A 15,262-nucleotide genomic window follows, 5' to 3' on the forward strand; every position below is an offset into this window, starting at 1 on the left:
GATATAAAACCTTGTCTCTGTGGTGTAGCTCCCGTCCGTAAACCAATAGATTAAATCAGGTTGACGGCACCGGATGCAACATGGCACGCGAAGAGACCGCGTCGATAGACCTTGTTGATGCCGAGACGGTCAGGCAGTTGAGCGCGGCCGTCATGCTCGCCGCCCTGACCGCGGTGCTCGCACAGTTTTCGATCGATCTGCCCGGCGGCGTCCCATTCTCCTTCCAGCCGTTTGGGATCTTCTTTGCCGGGCTCCTGTTGGGCCCGGTGTGGGGTGGGTTCTCGATCAGCCTCTATGTGCTCGTCGGGCTGGCCGGCGCGCCGGTGTACTCGAATGCGGCTGCCGGCCTTGGCTACGTGCTCGGCCCGACTGGCGGCTTCCTCGTCGGCTTTGCGGTCGCCGCCGTCGTCATCGGTGCTGTCGCTCACCGCTCACTGACGCCGACGCCGATCGCCACGCTCTCGGCGCTCCCGACAGCGGCCGCGTTGCTGGCCGGCCTCGTTGTCATCTACCTGATCGGCCTGCCGTGGCTTGCCACCGTCAACGGGTGGACACTCACGCGGGCGGCGTCGTTCATGGCGCTCTTCGCTGTTGGTGATCTGCTCAAAACGGCGATCACGACCGGGATCGTTGCCGGCGGGACGGAACTCTTCGCCGATCGACGATGATCACCGTCGACGGCCTGACACACACCTTCGGCCAGACAGCCGCCGTCGACGACGTGTCGCTGACGATCGATGACGGCGAGTGGGTCATCCTCGCGGGCCCGAACGGCAGCGGCAAAACGACGCTCGTCCGGCATTTCAACGCCCTGCTTGAACCGGACGCCGGGACGGTTCGAGTCAATGGGACGCCCGCAGCCGACCAGCCGGTGGCCGCTCGCACCAGCGTCGGCATGGTGTTTCAGTCGCCGCGAGAGGGGTTTGTCGGGGCAACCGTCGGCGCCGATGTGGCTTTCGGCCCCGAAAACCTCGGGCTCGATCACGCCGAGATCGACCGCCGTGTCGACGACGCGCTTGCGGCGGTGAATCAGCGGGTCGCCACGACGAGCGCATCGACACGCTGTCTGGCGGTGAGCAGGCCCGAGTCGCCATCGCCGCTGCGGTGGCGATGGAGCCGGATCATCTCGTGCTCGATGAGCCGTTTACCGGCCTCGACTGGCCGGCCCAGCAGTCGGTGCTGGCCCATCTCGACGACCGATACGATTCGGGCATGAGCATCATCGTCGTCAGCCATAACCTCCGTGACCTCCTCAATCGGGCTGATCGCGTGATCGGGCTCCATGCGGGCTCGATTCGCTTTGATCTACCGCCGGAGGCCGCTCGTGATCGTCTCCCAGAGATCGACGTGCGATCGCCGAGTTGAGCAATGCTCACCTACACACCCGGCTCGACGCTCATCCACCGGCTTGATCCACGGACGAAACTGGCCTTTCAGTTTGCCTTCGCGCTTGTGGCGTTCACAGCGTCGACTGCGCCGCAACTGCTCGGGCTGTTCGTCGTTGGGCTTGGCTGTCTCCGGCTTGCTTCGGTGTCGGTTCGGGCGGTGCTGCGTGCGTACTGGGTTGTCATTCTCATCTTGGCACTCGGGCCGGTGCTTGCTGCTGTGACGCTCGGCCCGCCGTGGCTCCGGCTTGCGCCTGCACTCATCTCGTTGCGCTCGGTGGCCCGAATCATCCCGATCCTGTTTGTGAGCGCGGCCTTCATTCACGCTACGCCGATCCGCGAGACGCGGGCGGCGATCCAACGGACGATCCCCGGTCGCCCGGGCCAACTGCTCGGCGTTGGCATCGCGCTCACCTTCCGCTATGTGCCGGTGTTGCGTGCGGATCTCCGGACGGTGCGGGATGCGATCCGGGCACGCAACGGCGACACTCGCTCGCTGTGGAAACGCAGCCAGCGACTCACGGTGCTGCTGGTCGATCGCGCGCTTCGTCGCTCCGATCAGCTGGCTGTCGCCCTGCAGGCGCGCTGTTTCGCGTGGAACCCGACGCTGCCCCGACTCCAGTTCGGTCGCCTCGATGTGCCGGTGTGGCTCCTGTCAGGTGGCTTTGTTGCGATTGCTGTTGTCGATCTGCTCGGTCTCTGAACAGTCCACCCAAGCGCTGATTTGTGTCTTCGCCACCGATTTAGTACCGGCCGAGGAGAGTGAGATATGCAGCGTCGATGGCTATTCGGTCTCGCCGTTGTCGTCGTTGTCGGTGTCGGGCTGCTCGTCGCTGTGGGGCCGGCACCGACCAGTGACGCTCACCCGCTGCCCGCTGACCAGCAGTACCCACCAGGTGCGGGGCCGAATGGGATCAACTTCACCGCACTCGATGCTGCCGAGACGAATCTCACGCACACGCCGCGGACACACTGGGAGAGCTACGTCCTCGGCTTCACGGAGACACCTGATACCCCGCCGGTGGAGGGACCTACTACATCAACGCCACGACCGGCGAGATCCTCACCGATCGCTTCCACGGCGCGACGGCCTACCGCAACGGATCGATCTACGCGTTCCGCCAGCCCGCCGGGGAGCTACCGACCGAACAGCACGATGCGGAGTTGGCTGCCGATGAGGCATACACCTACGACAACGCCACCGAGACGTACTACCGGTACGATCCACAGTACGGCCAGCTTGCGCCGACGACGATCGGTCGTCACACCGACATCGTCGAAGCCTACACCTGGGAGGCGGTCAACACGACAACCCACCATGGGGTGCCTGTCATCACCTACCGACTCACCGGCCGCCAGCCGACTGCTGATCGCGCCCAGCCAGCCGAGGCTGGAACGCTCCAACTCGGCGTCAACGATGGCCTCATCTACGCCTACGATCTCACGCTCGACGCCACCGACGCCACCGCCAACTATCGCTATCAGGTACGACCAGCCTCGTTCCCGACCCACGAGTGGGTGAGAACCGCAAAACGACTGCAGGCAAGCAATACCAGCAGCTAACCTTACTTTCGGCTGCCGTCAACATCGATCGCATCGACCGGACAGATATCAACACAGAGCATGCAGTCGATACATTGGGATTCCCGTGTCGGTTCGACCTTCTCCTCGCTGGCGGGGTGGCCGGGGGTGTCGACCCAGGTGAACACGTCGACCGGGCAGTTTTCGAGACACGCGCCGTCGGCGATACAGATGTCGTAGTCGACGGCGACGTGAGTGCCGTGGATACCCAACTGCTCGGGTTCGTCGACGGGGCCCCAGACGGTCACCCCGTTTTCCTCGCCGACGCGGTCGCGGTTCTGATCAAAGTTCGGATCGATCGCCATTGTGCACGCTGGGTGTGTCAGTCACTTAAGCCCGCCGTCAGGCTGTGGCCTCGGCGCGTTTCTTCTCGTCGGTGACCGCACGAACGTACTGCGTAAAGTTCTCGAAGAGCCCTTTGGCCTCGCAGGCCGCCTCGTAGGCCTCAGGCGTGATCGACTCCAGGACGGCGTCGACGTGGGCGTCGCCGACCTGCTCGCGTTTGTCCTCGGCGATCTCGCGGGCGGTCTGCATATCGTACTCGGGGTGGAACTGCACACCCCACGCGTGACCCTTTCGAAAGGCGTGGACACCGTGGTCGTTGCGCGCCAACAACTCCGCTCCCGGCGGGAGATCGACGACCGTGTCGCCGTGGCTCGTAAAGACGGTGAACCGCTCGTCGATCCCCGCGAACAGTTCGTCGTCGCCGACGCGTTCGATCTCGTTGTAGCCCAACTCGAAGTCATCCATGCCGGCGACCCGGCCGCCCAACGCCTCCGCGAGGGCCTGGTGACCGTAACAGACGCCCAGTGCCGGCAGGCCGTCGTCGACGGCCGTCGCGATGAACTCGATCAGCGGATCGATCCACGTCTCATCCCAGTAGACTGAGGCCCGCGAGCCGGTGATGACGATCGCATCGTAGCCGGCCGTCGAGGCCGGGAGCTCGCCGTTTGCGGCGTCGAACTCGACGAGATCGGCGTCGAGTTCACGCCGGAAGTTTCGAATGTTGTTGTCGTCGTTGTTCGCTGCCTCAGCAGCGCGATCCGCGGTCGTCGCATTGCCAGCCTCTCGGTCGCCCGGCGACAAGTGCCTTGCGTCGCCCGCGAGGGCTGCCGCTCCTCGGAGCCGACTAGCGTCGCTCACTCACGCGGATTCACCGACGTGAATCCGTGAATCGCCACAATCAGCGATCGGCGACTGACTGGATAAAGCCAAGCACATCGTCGTTGAGCGCGGCCGACCGCTCGATCGTCACGAGATGGCTCGCCTCGGGATACAGTTTGAACTCCCCGTTTGGCAACTCCTCGGCCAGCCGCCGGCTCGCATTGGGGTCGACGACCGGATCAGCCCCACCGGTAATGACTCGCACTGGGAGTGTCAGCTCATACAGCGGCTCGGGATCGAATCCGTCCAGTGTGGCCAGCTGTGCTTCCCGAGCGGCCGGCGTCGCGTCCTCCTCGCGTCGCCACTCGGTGATCTGCTCGATCGGCGCGTCCTCACGCTCACAAAACGCCGTTGACAACAGTCTCGTCGTCGACGCCCGCAGGCCAGCCTCGTCGGCTGGATCGGCACTGAGTGGCCCGGGATCGAACGCCTCACCGCTTGGTGGTGTTCCGATCAGCGTGAGGCTTTCAGCGCGATTTGTCCGCCGGGCGGCCGCTAACGCGACCGCGCCGCCTGCCCGCAGCCGACGAGATGGGCTGTTCGGATGTTGCAGTCGGCCAAGACGGCTTCGAGATCGCCGACAAGGTCAGCCATCGCGTAGGGGCCATCAGGGGCGTCCGATCGCCCTGCCCCGCGGGTGTCGATGACGACGACGCGGCAGGGGCCGGCGAGCGCGCCGTACTGCCAGCTCCACCCCCAGGCGCCGAAGCCGAGGTCGCCGAGGAAGACAACGGCTGGCGCGTCGGGATTCTCGCCGGCCTGCGTGTAGTGGATCCCACAGCCATCGGCGTCGACGGAAGGCATACCGAGAGACTGGTCGGCCAGCTACGAAAAGGGCGCGACTCCCGAGTTGGGCGTGTGATTCCTCGGCACCGATCGGCTGTGAGCGAACGTTTAATCCGCGTCTGTCGCCTACCAGCTGACAGTAATGGATCCGTTTGCGGTGCTCGGTGTTGACCGCGATGCTGACGACGAGACAATCAAGCGGGCCTACCGTCGTCGGGCAAAGGAAACCCATCCCGACCGCGGCGGCAGCGATGCTGAGTTCAAACGGGTCAAAGACGCCTACGAGGCGATCCAGGCAGGCGAGGTCGACGACGATACCGAGGCGTTTGTCGACGATCTCGGCGCGGAGACAGTCGATCAAGAGCCACAGCCCGCGTCTGAGCCCGATACTGAGGTCACCTATCTCAACTACGCGGTACTCGCCGACCACGGCTGGTCACTTGATGACGACGATCTGTTCGAGAAAGCCGCGGCCGCCGATCTCGACGAGGTCGATTACGGCCAGTTCACGGTCGAAGACGAGCAAAGTTTGCTCGACGCCGCCGAGGCCAGCGGTCACGCCTGGCCGTTTGCCTGCCGCGGCGGGGCGTGTGCAAACTGCGCGGTCGCCGTCACCGACGGCGAACTCTCGCAACTCGTTGATCACATTCTGCCCGACGAACTCACCGATGAGGGGATTCGGCTCTCCTGTAACGGCAAACCGGAAAGCGACTCCTTGGAGGTCGTCTACAATCTCGAACAGCGCGACGATTTAGCTGATCTCAAACTCCCGGCTGATCGGTTCAACAAGGCTCGCGCTGACGACTGAGTTGGGTTAGCTGCCGCTCGTGGGCTCGCCGCCCTGCGTGTCTCTCGGCAGCACACCTGCGAGGTTCGTCACTACCACCAGCAACAGAAAAATCACTGCGGCCAACAGCCCGACGAGGAGGGCTTCTCGGCCGATCGTCAGTGTCGAGAACTGTCGCCTAACGACCGTCGCGGCGGTTGCGCCGGCAACGCCGCCGAAGAGGCCGCCCCATCGGCTGTTCACGATCCGAGCGAGTGCTGCAAGCTGCATGATTTTGAGCTACGCGTTCAGTACGCCGCGCAGGATTTCCGGCGCGTCATCGAGGGCGTCGTCGAGCGCCTCAACATCCGGGCCACCGCCCTGAGCGAAGTCCGGCGGGCCGCCACCGCCGCCGCCGACCCGTCCCGCGAGTTCACCGACGACCTCGCCAGCGTTGATCCCGGCGTCGTCGGGGACGCCGACGACGAACTGCGCGCTGTTGCCCGCGCCGCTGCCGAGGACGGCGACCGAGCCCTCCTCAACGAGGGCGTTAGCGGTCGCCCGGAGCTCATCGATATCGCTGTCGAGTCGCTGGACGACCACCGACTGGCCGTCGATTTCGACCTCGTCGGCCCCGGCGGTCGCCCGCACCTCCGCGAGCTCGTCCTTGAGCCGGTCGAGTTCCTTGCCGCGTTGTTTCCACTCGGTGAAGAACCGCTCGGCGGTGTCGGGGACATCCTCGGGGTTGACATCCAACACGTCGGCCGCCTCGTAGAGGGCGTCCTCGGTGGCTTGGGTCGTTTCGATTGCGGCCTCGCCGGCGGCGAAGGTGATCCGCTCGATCCCATCCTGTACCGGCTCCGTCGAGCGAATCTTGATCGCGCCGATCTCGCCGGTGCGGCTGACGTGGGTGCCACCGCAGGCCTGGACATCGTCGCCGACGTGGATGAGCCGGATGTTGGTTCCCGGCGGGATCCCGCCCTGATAGAGGTCGAAGCCATACTCGGCCTCGGCGTCGTTGCGGTGGGGCCACTCCTGGCTGACCGAGTGGTTTGCCCGCACCATCTCGTTGGCGACGCGTTCGATCTGCTTGATCTCCTCGCGGCTCAATCGGTCGTAGTGTCGCACATCGAGGCGGGCGGAGTCGGTGCTCTTCTGGGCTCCGGCCTGCCGGATGTGGTCGCCGACGACCTGGCGGGTCGCATGGCCGATGATGTGGGTCGCGGTGTGGTGGGCCATGAGCTGCCGGCGGCGGTCGGCGTCGATCTGTCCGCGGACGAACTCGCCTTTGCCGGGGTCGCTGTCGGTGCGATGGAGCACCACGTCGTCGACGAGCTGGACATCGGTAACCTCCGCGACCGTTTCATCGCTGGAAAGTGTCCCGTGGTCGGCGGGCTGGCCACCGCCCTCGGGGTAGAACATCGTCTGATCGAGGACAACATCGTACCCATCCTCGGCCTCAAAGACGTCGATGACGACGGCCTCGAACTCGGTACGCTCCTGGTTGTCGTAGTAGAGCTTCTCTGTCTCGGGGAGATCGGCAAACCGCTCGTCGCGGTCGGCATCGCCGCCGTCGTCGCCGGCGTCGTCGTGGCGAGCGGCCACCAACGAGTAGAAGTCGTCGGGCACCTCGACGGTGGCGTCGGTGTCGGCGGCGATCTCGGCGACCATATCCGGCTGGATGCCGTGGGAGTCATACAGCTCAAGCAGCTGCTCGGTCGGGATCGGCTCGTCGCTGTCGGCGTACTCGGCGGCGAGCTGTTCGACCTTGCGGCCGCCGCGTTCCAGCGTTTCGCGGTATTTGGCCTCCTCGGTGCGGACGATCTCCCGGATTGTATCCCGGTTTTCGTACCCCAGCCGCTCGGCCTGCATGTCGACGAGTTCGTCGAGCGGTGCGTCGATCCCGACGTTGTCGACGAGGCGTTTGGTGCGGCGCAACACCATCCGCGCGAGGTAGCCGGTGCCGACGTTCGAGGGGACGATCTCGTCGCCGAACATGTAGGCGAGGGCCCGGCAGTGGTCGGCGATGGCGTAGATATCCTCCAGTGGCTCCATCAGCGTGGTGAGCTTCTCGACATCGACATCCAGGCGGTCGGCGATCTCACGGCGGGCGGTCGCCATATCGTCGGCCTCGTCGATATCCATCCGGCCGGCGAGCTTGGCGGTGCGGTGGATCAGCTCGGCCTCGTCGTCGGTGTGGTCGATGCCGGCGTGGTCTTTGAGCACCGAGATCATCTCGGGATAGACCGCCTCGTAGACGGTTGGCGTCCCCTGGCTCATCCATGTCCAGCGTTCGAGCCCGTAGCCGGTGTCGACGACGTAGGTGTCCATGAAGGAGTAGGTGTTGCCGTCCTTCATCTCGTAGTCGCCGTCTGGATCCTGCTCCATACACATGAAGACCAGCGTCGCCAGCTCCGCGCCCTTGTAGATAACCTCGATGGCCGGGCCGGCGTTGCCGCCGCCGACCCACGGATCCTCGATGTAGGTGATCTCCTCAAGATCGGCACCCAGCGACTCAAAGAGGCCGTCACAAAATTCGACCGTCTCGTCCTTCCAGTAGACCTCGCCCTCGTAGGCGTACTCCTCGTCGGCGTCCTCCCGGACGTTGAATGCGTGGTGGCCCATCATTTCGAAGGCCATCGTGTGTCGGCCCGTCTTGCCGACGTTGTCGATATCCTGCATTCGGATACAGGGTTGGCTAATACAGAGCGGGTTGGCCGGCGGCGGCGTCTGCCCGCTGGTGACCAGTGGCTGGAAGTCGTAGATTGACGCCTGCGTCAGCAACACGTCATCGCGCCAGCGGTTGGCGGCGACCGGGTAGGGGTCGATGCGCTCGTGGTCGTTGTCCTCGAAATACGAGAGGAAGGCCTCTCGCATCTCCTCGAGGCTCTGTGGCTCCGCGAAGCTTTCCTCGCCGATAAACCGGTAATCCTCACACGGTGGCTCCCCGCAGCGCTCTCGATCGTGGTCGCGTGTCCAGAAGTGCGCCCCACAGGAGGAACACTCCTTTCGGGCGAAATCTTCCTCCGCAAAATAATCGAGACGGTACTCCGCTTCGAGATCACTCATTACGCCTGTGTTGGCCTACGATTCGCTAAAAGCATTCCGACGACGGCTGACAACGGGCGGGCGATCGGTTAGCTATCTAGCAGGTCGCCGTCGACTCACTGATCGATGACGCTTTTCCACCCGGCGACCCACACACCGATATGGATCCACGCATCCGCGAGCACGCAGCCACCATCGTCGACCACGCGGTCGATCTGGCGGCCGGCGACCGTGTCGTCATCCAACTCCCGCCCGAGGCCGAGGATCTCGCTGTCGCCCTCTACGAGCAGTGTGGCGACATCGGCGCGATCCCCGTCTGGCTCACCCACTCCGATCGGGCCTCCCGGGCGTATCTCCGGGCGGCCGGCGAGGAGTACGACACGCCCGACCACCAGTTGGCGTTCTACGAGGAAACGGATGCCTTCATCATCGCCCGCGGCGGCGCGAATGTCACCGAAACCAGCGATGTCCCGCCGGCAAACAACGCGGCGTTCAAACGCGCCTACAAGCCCGTCCAAGAGGAACGGCTCTCGAAACGCTGGTGTCTCACGCAGTACCCGACCAGTGGTCACGCCCAACTTGCCGGGATGAGCACCGAGGCCTACCAGGATTTCGTCTGGGACGCCGTTAGTCTCGACTGGGACGCCCAACGCGAGTTTCAGGCCCAGATGGCCGACCGGCTTGAGGACGCCACCGAGGTTCGCATCGTCGCTGGCGACGAGACCGATCTCACCCTCTCAGTCGCGGGCAACCACGCGCTCAACGACTACGGCGAAAAGAACCTCCCCGGCGGCGAGGTCTTCACCGCCCCTGTCGTCGACAGCGTCGACGGCGAGATCCACTTCGATATGCCGCTCTACCGCCAAGGACGAGAAATCCGCGACGTACGGCTCAGCTTCGAGGCTGGCGAGGTTGTCGCTCACAGCGCGGGCCGCAACGAGGAACTGTTGACCGAGATCCTCGACACCGACGACGGCGCGAACCGCCTCGGCGAACTCGGCATCGGGATGAACCGCGCGATCGATCAGTTCACCTACAACATGCTGTTCGACGAGAAGATGGGCGAGACGGTGCATCTCGCGGTCGGCGCGGCGTATCCTGAGACCGTCGGCGACGACAACGCGGTCAACGAATCAGCCGAACACGTCGACATGATCGTCGACATGAGCGAGAACGCCCGGCTCGAATTCGACGGCGAGGTCGTCCAGCGGAACGGCACGTTCGTCTTCGAGAGCGGCTTCGAGGCCGCCTGAGCCGGTGGTGTCGAACGGCACATCCTCGTCGACGAGGACAACGACTGTCTGTTGATACTGACGCCCCAACGAGAGCTACAGGACGCTATCGGCATCTTGCGGGGTGAGTTCCACGAACGCCGCGGAGTCATCCTCTGCAAGGATCGTGAGCGTAAACGTCCCTCGCGGTGTCAGCGTCCACACGTCGCCGCCGTCGCTTGTCGACCCGACGAAGACGCTTTCCTGACCGTTTTGGCCGATCGACACATCGGCGGCGACCGGCTGGCCGGTGTCGGCGTCGACGACGCGCACATCCAGTGGCCCACCGACGTAGGTACGGTCGACGGTCACTGCTAAGCCATCCTGTCGTTTCGTTGTTCGCGTCACGGGAACGACTTCGTCCAGCCCAATCCGCTGGTGTTCGACGAAGCGTTCCTCGGTTGTGCCGTCGATGAACGCCTGCAACGAGCCCTCGTCGATCTCGATCGACACCAGCGACAGCGAGCCCGGCCCACCGATACTCCAGGTACCGCCGCTGCGTCGCTCCCAGAACCACGGATACTGCTCGGCGACGATATCCTCGGCGGTCGCCGCGGTGATCTGCCCGCCGGTCGCGCGGTTGTCGAACCGGTAGGCCTCCCGGAGGTAGGCACCGTCGTCGATCGCTGTGAGCTCGAAGTTCTCCGTCCCGGCCTGGATCGACACCCGACCGGCCGGTCGCTCACCGCTGAACACGTCGGCGGCGTAGGCCCGCACCGGGCCATCGAGCATCCGAAGCTCGTAATCGATGGTGGTGAGTCGATCCGACAGCGCGCGTTGATCATCTCCGGCGGTGGCTTCGATCCGTGCGTCGATCACGTCAACGCGATCACGAAGCCGATCAGCGGTCTGGCCGATCAGCACCAACTCTTCGAGGAGGGTTTCGGATCGCGGTCACCAGCGGCGAAGGCGTTGATCGCGTCGGCTTCTCGCTTGCGGAGTCGGTCGGCGGTCGCTGCCATCGCGTCGACGCTGGCGGCAAGGCGATCGGTCTCAACACTCTCTGCGGAGAGATTCTGTTCGATCGCCCCGGTGGCAAGCGCATCCGTTGCGGCGGCAGTCTCGAAGCCCGCGGCCGGCCCGATGTCGACGTGGTGGCGACGCAGACTGCTTCGATCGATCGTCCCTGCTCGCAGTGGCAACACGTTTCGTGGGGTCGCGTTCGCTGTCTCGGTTGTGCGGTCGCCGCCAGCCGTGACCTGCAGCGGTGCTGCTGTGGCTGTGGCGGCCGTGGCAGCCGACACACCGGCGGCATCGCTCTCGGCGGGTACCATCGCGCCGGCACCGACCGTCGCTGTGACCAACAGCGCGGCGAGGAACAGCGGGAGGGCTCTCATTCGTTGGGACTCTCTGCCGGATCGACAAAAATCCATCTACAGGCGACGGGGGTTGGCGGGCACCTGTCACACAGTCGGTGTGATAGAAAGCGTTTTCCGCGGCGACTGTGAGGCTCCGGTAATGCGGTTTGTAGCCCTCGGGGTGGTCTTCCTCGTGTGCCTCGCCCTCGCCCCTCCAGCCGCCGTGGCCGCTGTTCCAAGCGACACCGCCGCGGCCACGTCGGTCGATGCGACGGCTGCCAGCACCGCGGTTCCGCCGGTCGCCCAAGCGACCGCTCCGGCTGGCGCGCTTGCCGCCGAGGGTGTTGCTGAGCCAACGACAACCTTCGAACTCGCCCTCCAACCCGACCGGAGTGCCGACTGGACGGTGACGGTCACCTATGACCTCCGCACCGACGACCAACAGGCTGCTTTTGCCGACCTCGCGGCCGCCTACCGAGACGGCGAGGCTGAGTTTGGCCCCAGTGCCTCGCTGTATGCGAATCTCGCAGCCCGCGCCAGCGAGGCCACCGGCCGAGAGATGAGCGTCGAGAACCCGAGCTACGACGCGGTTCGCCGCGGAACGACCGGCCGGCTTGAGCTGTCGTTCACGTGGACGAACTTCCTTGCCGACGCGGGCGAGGAACGACTCGTCTTCAACGACGCGCTGTCGACGCCCGACGGCACGTGGCTCTCGACACTCAGCGAGAATCAGGTACTCCGGATCACCACGCCCCGCGGCTACGCGATCACGAGCGCAAACGTCCCGTTTGCTGACAACACCGTCGAGATCGAAGGCCCACGACGCTTCAGTCCCGATGATCACATCCGCATCACCTTCGAGGAGTCGGTGCTCGGGGCCGGCTCACTGCGGTTTGTCGGCATCGCCGTGATCATTGCGGCGGTGATTATCGCGCTTGCCGTCCTGTTGCGCCGCAACGATCGCATCGCTGTCCGCGACCGCGTCCTCCCGGGCGACGGCGACGATCCTGACACAGCCGGGGCTGCGACGATCGAGGAGTCGGCTGCGGCCGATCCGCCCGACGAAGACCTCTCGCTGTTGGCTGATGATGAGCGGGTCGAACGCCTGCTTGAGCGCAACGGCGGGCGGATGCGCCAGGCCGCGATCGTCGAGGAAACCGACTGGTCGGACGCAAAGGTCTCACAGCTGTTGTCGTCGATGGCTGACGAGGAGCGGATCTCGAAGCTCCGGATCGGCCGCGAGAATCTGATCACGCTGCCGGGTGTCGACGCGACCGGCGGCGGTGCTGACGGCGACGACGCGACCGAGACTGCTGATGACGGTGCTGGCGATACCTCGACAGATTCCGATTCCGACGCTCCGCCGCGCTGATTCCGATCCCCGCTTTTATGAGGCATCACTCGCGGGGTCAGCGCGGTGGTTCGTGGTTTCGTCACCTACTTTGCTGACGCTCACCTACCGACTGTATGGAGTATCTGGAGCGTCGGGTTGGGCTGGTCAACGACCGGCTGGAGGCGGTCATCGATGCCGCCGATCCCGACGCCTTAGGCGACCAACTCGGTCATGTCGTGCTTGCCGGCGGCAAGCGGGTACGGCCGGCGGTGACGATTCTTTCCTGTGAGGCTGTCGGTGGCGACCGCGAGCAGGCGGTCGATTTCGCGGCCGGCATCGAACTCGTCCACAACGCCTCCTTGGTCATCGACGACATCATCGACCGCTCGGATACCCGTCGGGGAACGCCAAGTGCGTGGGCCGAATACGGCTACGGGCCGGCGATCATCGCCAGCGACGGCCTCCTCGGAGAAGCCTTCGCGCTGTTTGCTGACAACGACCGCGCCATGGAGATCGTCGCCGATGCGATGGTCGAACTCGGGGAAGGCGAAGGCACCGAACTCGCCGCAAAGCCGACAACCGAAGCCGAGTATATGACCTTGGCCCGGCGGAAAACGGGCGCGCTGTTTCGGGCCTCGGCGGAACTCGGGGCGGTCGCCGGCGAAGCCGACGCGGAGGCGGTCGACGCCTTCGGCGAGTACGCCGAGCGGGTCGGCGTCGCCTTCCAGATCCGAGACGACGTGTTGGATGCGACCGCCAGCACCGCCGATCTCGGTAAGCCTGCGGGCCAAGACGAAACGATGGATCGCCCTTCGCTGATCCAGATCACCGATCTCACCCCCGAGGAGGCCGATCAGCGCGCCCGCAAACAGTCCGATCTCGCCTTGGAGGCCCTCGACGGGGTCGACCTCCCGGAGACCGACGCTGTGGCGTATCTCCGTGATCTCGCGGAGTTCGTTGTCGTCCGCGAGCGATAGCCTGCCAACCCACGAATGGAAACGCTCTTTTGACTATCGCCCGCAGTGTGTGACATATGAGCAACGGCGATGACGATCCGACCGACGCCGAGGAGCCCACCGACGCTAACGGCGAATCGGCAGCGGCCGATGCCGGCGATGATGCCGCCGAGACGGCCGACGCCGAGGAACCCAAAGAGGAGGCCGATGCCGAGGAAGCCAAGGCGGAGACGGCTGACGAATCTACGGATGAGGCAGCTGCCGAGGAATCTGTGGATGAGACAGATTCCGAGGAGCCTGAGGCTGGGGCAACCGACGAAGCGGCTTCCGACGAGTCTGAGAGCGAGGCCGACGCCGAGGACGATACTGAAGCTGACGCTGACGCCGGTGAGTTGGCCACAACCGAGGATCTTGACGAACGCTGTGAGGCCGCCGCTGAGGCACTGGAGGCCGCGGAAACGGAGGCCGACCTCGACGACGTAGCAGCGACGCTTGACGCCATCGAGGCTGACCTCCCGCCAGTGCCGGAGGCTGACGAAGACGACGAGGACGACCCCGACGATCCCCACGAAGAGGCTCGCTCCCAGCTTGCTGACCTCCGCGATGACCTCGAAGCGGCGCGCGGCCCCTACGCTGACGACGTGACTGACGCTATCGAGGCGGCGACAGCCGCGATCGACGACGGCGACTGGACTGAACAAGGAGAGGGCGAAGTTGTTGACGCCGTCGGGTCGTTTGTTGACGCCGTCGCCGAGCAGATTGACGTCGAGGCGGAATCACCGGCGACGTTTGAGGCGGCGACCACGACGCTCGATACAGTCGGGGCGGCAGTCGAGGCAGCCGGCCTCGATGCTGATGCTGACGACGAAATCATCGCCGCGCTGGTTGAGGCAACTGACGCGCTCGACAGCGACATTGAGGCCGCCCAGGAATGGGCCGATCTCTCGGTGCGGGAGACGCTCCAATCCGAGGGCTACTACGACGTGCTCGGCCACACCAAGGATTACCCGATGGAGTGGGCCGCGCTCAAGGAACACGAGAAACGCGGCAACACCGACATGATCCTCATGGCTCTCGACAGTCTCGATTCGGACTTCATGGAGGAACACTGTCTCGACGCCCTCGAACGAATGGGCCCGGTCGCCGCGACCGACGAGGCCATCGAGACGATGCTCGCCCGCGCCGAAAAGCGAGACAAACCCGCCATTCGGATTCTCGGCAAGATGGGCGCGACCGAGGCCGTCGAGACGCTGATCGAGTACGTTGATGCCGACAGCGACGCCCCACTCCAGAAGGTCACCTTCCGGGCGCTCGGTGAGATCGGCGACGACCGCGCCGTCCAGCCGCTGGCCGACAAACTGCTGATGGACAACGATGTCGTCCGGCCGCAGGCCGCCCGCGCGCTGGGCCTCATCGGCGACACCCGCGCGATCAAGCCGCTGTCGGAGACGCTGAAAGCCGACGATGACGCGAACGTCCGCGCTCAAGCCGCCTGGGCCCTCCGGCAGATCGGTACCAAACGCGCCCTTGAGGCCGTGGTTGATCACGGCAGCGACGCGACGTTTGTCGTCCAGACCGAGCTTGAGAAAGCCCGCGAGGAACTTGACGCCGCGGTGCCGAACGCCTAAGCGGTCACTCTGTCCAGCTCAGTCGTTTCGTCCACTGCATCCGCAC

The 15,262-nt window shown here is 65.0% G+C and carries 16 protein-coding genes and 2 pseudogenes; 9 read left to right on the plus strand and 9 right to left on the minus strand.

The features are described from left to right. Positions 1–80 precede the first annotated feature (80 nt). From ACFQJB_RS01925 to ACFQJB_RS01935, 3 genes and pseudogenes are all read left to right on the plus strand, one after another. Positions 81–668, plus strand: coding sequence for a biotin transporter BioY (locus ACFQJB_RS01925; protein WP_379723311.1), 588 nt, complete (start codon positions 81–83; stop codon positions 666–668). After that, positions 665–1,365 (plus strand): annotated as a pseudogene (locus tag ACFQJB_RS01930) (energy-coupling factor ABC transporter ATP-binding protein). Before ACFQJB_RS01925 ends, ACFQJB_RS01930 begins: the two are co-directional and overlap by 4 nt. Positions 1,366–1,368: 3 nt before the next feature. After that, on the plus strand, positions 1,369–2,088 hold the full coding sequence (locus ACFQJB_RS01935) for an energy-coupling factor transporter transmembrane component T family protein (RefSeq protein WP_379723314.1): 720 nt from the start codon (positions 1,369–1,371) through the stop codon (positions 2,086–2,088). Between the two features lie 81 nt (positions 2,089–2,169). Here ACFQJB_RS01935 and ACFQJB_RS01940 read toward each other — a convergent pair whose 3' ends face one another. After that, positions 2,170–2,343, minus strand: a complete 174-nt coding sequence (locus ACFQJB_RS01940) for a hypothetical protein (RefSeq protein ID WP_379723317.1) — start codon at positions 2,341–2,343, stop codon at positions 2,170–2,172. Positions 2,344–2,549: 206 nt separating this feature from the next. Between ACFQJB_RS01940 and ACFQJB_RS01945 the strand changes: the two genes are divergently transcribed. Then, a complete protein-coding gene (locus ACFQJB_RS01945; RefSeq protein ID WP_379723320.1) occupies positions 2,550–2,948 on the plus strand; it encodes a hypothetical protein in 399 nt (132 codons plus the stop codon). A gap of 2 nt (positions 2,949–2,950) precedes the next feature. On the opposite strand, the gene ACFQJB_RS01950 is transcribed toward ACFQJB_RS01945, so the two are convergent. The 4 genes and pseudogenes from ACFQJB_RS01950 to ACFQJB_RS01965 all read right to left on the minus strand — a co-directional run bounded on the left by ACFQJB_RS01950 (position 2,951) and on the right by ACFQJB_RS01965 (position 4,934). After that, complete coding sequence (locus ACFQJB_RS01950) at positions 2,951–3,271, minus strand: 4Fe-4S dicluster domain-containing protein (RefSeq protein WP_379723323.1); 321 nt, start codon at positions 3,269–3,271, stop codon at positions 2,951–2,953. A 37-nt stretch (positions 3,272–3,308) separates the two neighbouring features. Then, positions 3,309–4,024: pseudogene (locus ACFQJB_RS01955) on the minus strand (type 1 glutamine amidotransferase). Between the two features lie 125 nt (positions 4,025–4,149). After that, complete coding sequence (locus tag ACFQJB_RS01960) at positions 4,150–4,683, minus strand: alpha/beta fold hydrolase (protein WP_379727928.1); 534 nt, start codon at positions 4,681–4,683, stop codon at positions 4,150–4,152. Further along, on the minus strand, positions 4,626–4,934 hold the full coding sequence (locus tag ACFQJB_RS01965) for an alpha/beta fold hydrolase (RefSeq protein ID WP_379723326.1): 309 nt from the start codon (positions 4,932–4,934) through the stop codon (positions 4,626–4,628). The genes ACFQJB_RS01960 and ACFQJB_RS01965 overlap by 58 nt, the downstream gene beginning before the upstream one ends. Before the next feature lie 124 nt (positions 4,935–5,058). Here ACFQJB_RS01965 and fer point away from each other — a divergent pair, with 124 nt between their 5' ends. Next, entirely contained in the window at positions 5,059–5,724 is a 666-nt protein-coding gene (gene fer / locus ACFQJB_RS01970; protein ID WP_379723329.1) for a ferredoxin Fer, read from the plus strand. A gap of 6 nt (positions 5,725–5,730) precedes the next feature. Here fer and ACFQJB_RS01975 read toward each other — a convergent pair whose 3' ends face one another. Together ACFQJB_RS01975 and alaS are read right to left on the minus strand one after the other, a co-directional pair. Then, the gene (locus tag ACFQJB_RS01975) at positions 5,731–5,973 is read right to left on the minus strand and encodes a hypothetical protein (RefSeq protein WP_379723332.1); all 243 of its coding nucleotides are present in this window, start codon (positions 5,971–5,973) and stop codon (positions 5,731–5,733) included. A gap of 9 nt (positions 5,974–5,982) precedes the next feature. Then, the gene (gene alaS, locus ACFQJB_RS01980) at positions 5,983–8,751 is read right to left on the minus strand and encodes an alanine--tRNA ligase (protein WP_379723335.1); all 2,769 of its coding nucleotides are present in this window, start codon (positions 8,749–8,751) and stop codon (positions 5,983–5,985) included. Between the two features lie 140 nt (positions 8,752–8,891). Here alaS and ACFQJB_RS01985 point away from each other — a divergent pair, with 140 nt between their 5' ends. Then, a complete protein-coding gene (locus ACFQJB_RS01985) occupies positions 8,892–9,983 on the plus strand; it encodes an aminopeptidase (RefSeq protein ID WP_379723338.1) in 1,092 nt (363 codons plus the stop codon). A 75-nt stretch (positions 9,984–10,058) separates the two neighbouring features. On the opposite strand, the gene ACFQJB_RS01990 is transcribed toward ACFQJB_RS01985, so the two are convergent. Beyond that, the gene (locus ACFQJB_RS01990; RefSeq protein ID WP_379723341.1) at positions 10,059–10,865 is read right to left on the minus strand and encodes a DUF7094 domain-containing protein; all 807 of its coding nucleotides are present in this window, start codon (positions 10,863–10,865) and stop codon (positions 10,059–10,061) included. Continuing rightward, entirely contained in the window at positions 10,859–11,338 is a 480-nt protein-coding gene (locus ACFQJB_RS01995; RefSeq protein WP_379723344.1) for a DUF7096 domain-containing protein, read from the minus strand. The genes ACFQJB_RS01990 and ACFQJB_RS01995 overlap by 7 nt, the downstream gene beginning before the upstream one ends. 121 nt (positions 11,339–11,459) lie before the next feature. Between ACFQJB_RS01995 and ACFQJB_RS02000 the strand changes: the two genes are divergently transcribed. The 3 genes from ACFQJB_RS02000 (at position 11,460) to ACFQJB_RS02010 (ending at position 15,216) form a co-directional block, all read left to right on the plus strand. After that, positions 11,460–12,671: a helix-turn-helix transcriptional regulator gene (locus ACFQJB_RS02000; protein ID WP_379723347.1), complete on the plus strand. Its 1,212-nt coding sequence runs from the start codon at positions 11,460–11,462 to the stop codon at positions 12,669–12,671. A 95-nt stretch (positions 12,672–12,766) separates the two neighbouring features. Beyond that, positions 12,767–13,609 carry a polyprenyl synthetase family protein gene (locus tag ACFQJB_RS02005; RefSeq protein ID WP_379723350.1) on the plus strand — a complete coding sequence of 281 codons (843 nt, stop codon included), beginning with the start codon at positions 12,767–12,769 and terminating at the stop codon, positions 13,607–13,609. A gap of 56 nt (positions 13,610–13,665) precedes the next feature. Further along, the gene (locus ACFQJB_RS02010) at positions 13,666–15,216 is read left to right on the plus strand and encodes a HEAT repeat domain-containing protein (RefSeq protein WP_379723352.1); all 1,551 of its coding nucleotides are present in this window, start codon (positions 13,666–13,668) and stop codon (positions 15,214–15,216) included. Positions 15,217–15,262 lie beyond the last annotated feature (46 nt).

This window comes from Halonotius sp. GCM10025705, from assembly GCF_042662885.1.
Classification (GTDB): domain Archaea; phylum Halobacteriota; class Halobacteria; order Halobacteriales; family Haloferacaceae; genus Halonotius; species Halonotius aquaticus.

Excerpts from the sequence above, each read along its gene's own strand:
- ACFQJB_RS02005 (WP_379723350.1), top strand. The coding sequence starts at position 12,767 with ATGGAGTATCTGGAGCGTCGGGTTGGGCTGGTCAACGACCGGCTGGAG.
- ACFQJB_RS01975 (WP_379723332.1), bottom strand. The coding sequence starts at position 5,973 with ATGCAGCTTGCAGCACTCGCTCGGATCGTGAACAGCCGATGGGGCGGC.
- ACFQJB_RS02010 (WP_379723352.1), top strand. The coding sequence starts at position 13,666 with ATGAGCAACGGCGATGACGATCCGACCGACGCCGAGGAGCCCACCGAC.
- ACFQJB_RS01965 (WP_379723326.1), bottom strand. The coding sequence starts at position 4,934 with ATGCCTTCCGTCGACGCCGATGGCTGTGGGATCCACTACACGCAGGCC.
- alaS (WP_379723335.1), bottom strand. The coding sequence starts at position 8,751 with ATGAGTGATCTCGAAGCGGAGTACCGTCTCGATTATTTTGCGGAGGAA.
- ACFQJB_RS01925 (WP_379723311.1), top strand. The coding sequence starts at position 81 with ATGGCACGCGAAGAGACCGCGTCGATAGACCTTGTTGATGCCGAGACG.
- fer (WP_379723329.1), top strand. The coding sequence starts at position 5,059 with ATGGATCCGTTTGCGGTGCTCGGTGTTGACCGCGATGCTGACGACGAG.
- ACFQJB_RS01935 (WP_379723314.1), top strand. The coding sequence starts at position 1,369 with ATGCTCACCTACACACCCGGCTCGACGCTCATCCACCGGCTTGATCCA.
- ACFQJB_RS01985 (WP_379723338.1), top strand. The coding sequence starts at position 8,892 with ATGGATCCACGCATCCGCGAGCACGCAGCCACCATCGTCGACCACGCG.
- ACFQJB_RS02000 (WP_379723347.1), top strand. The coding sequence starts at position 11,460 with ATGCGGTTTGTAGCCCTCGGGGTGGTCTTCCTCGTGTGCCTCGCCCTC.
- ACFQJB_RS01950 (WP_379723323.1), bottom strand. The coding sequence starts at position 3,271 with ATGGCGATCGATCCGAACTTTGATCAGAACCGCGACCGCGTCGGCGAG.
- ACFQJB_RS01995 (WP_379723344.1), bottom strand. The coding sequence starts at position 11,338 with ATGAGAGCCCTCCCGCTGTTCCTCGCCGCGCTGTTGGTCACAGCGACG.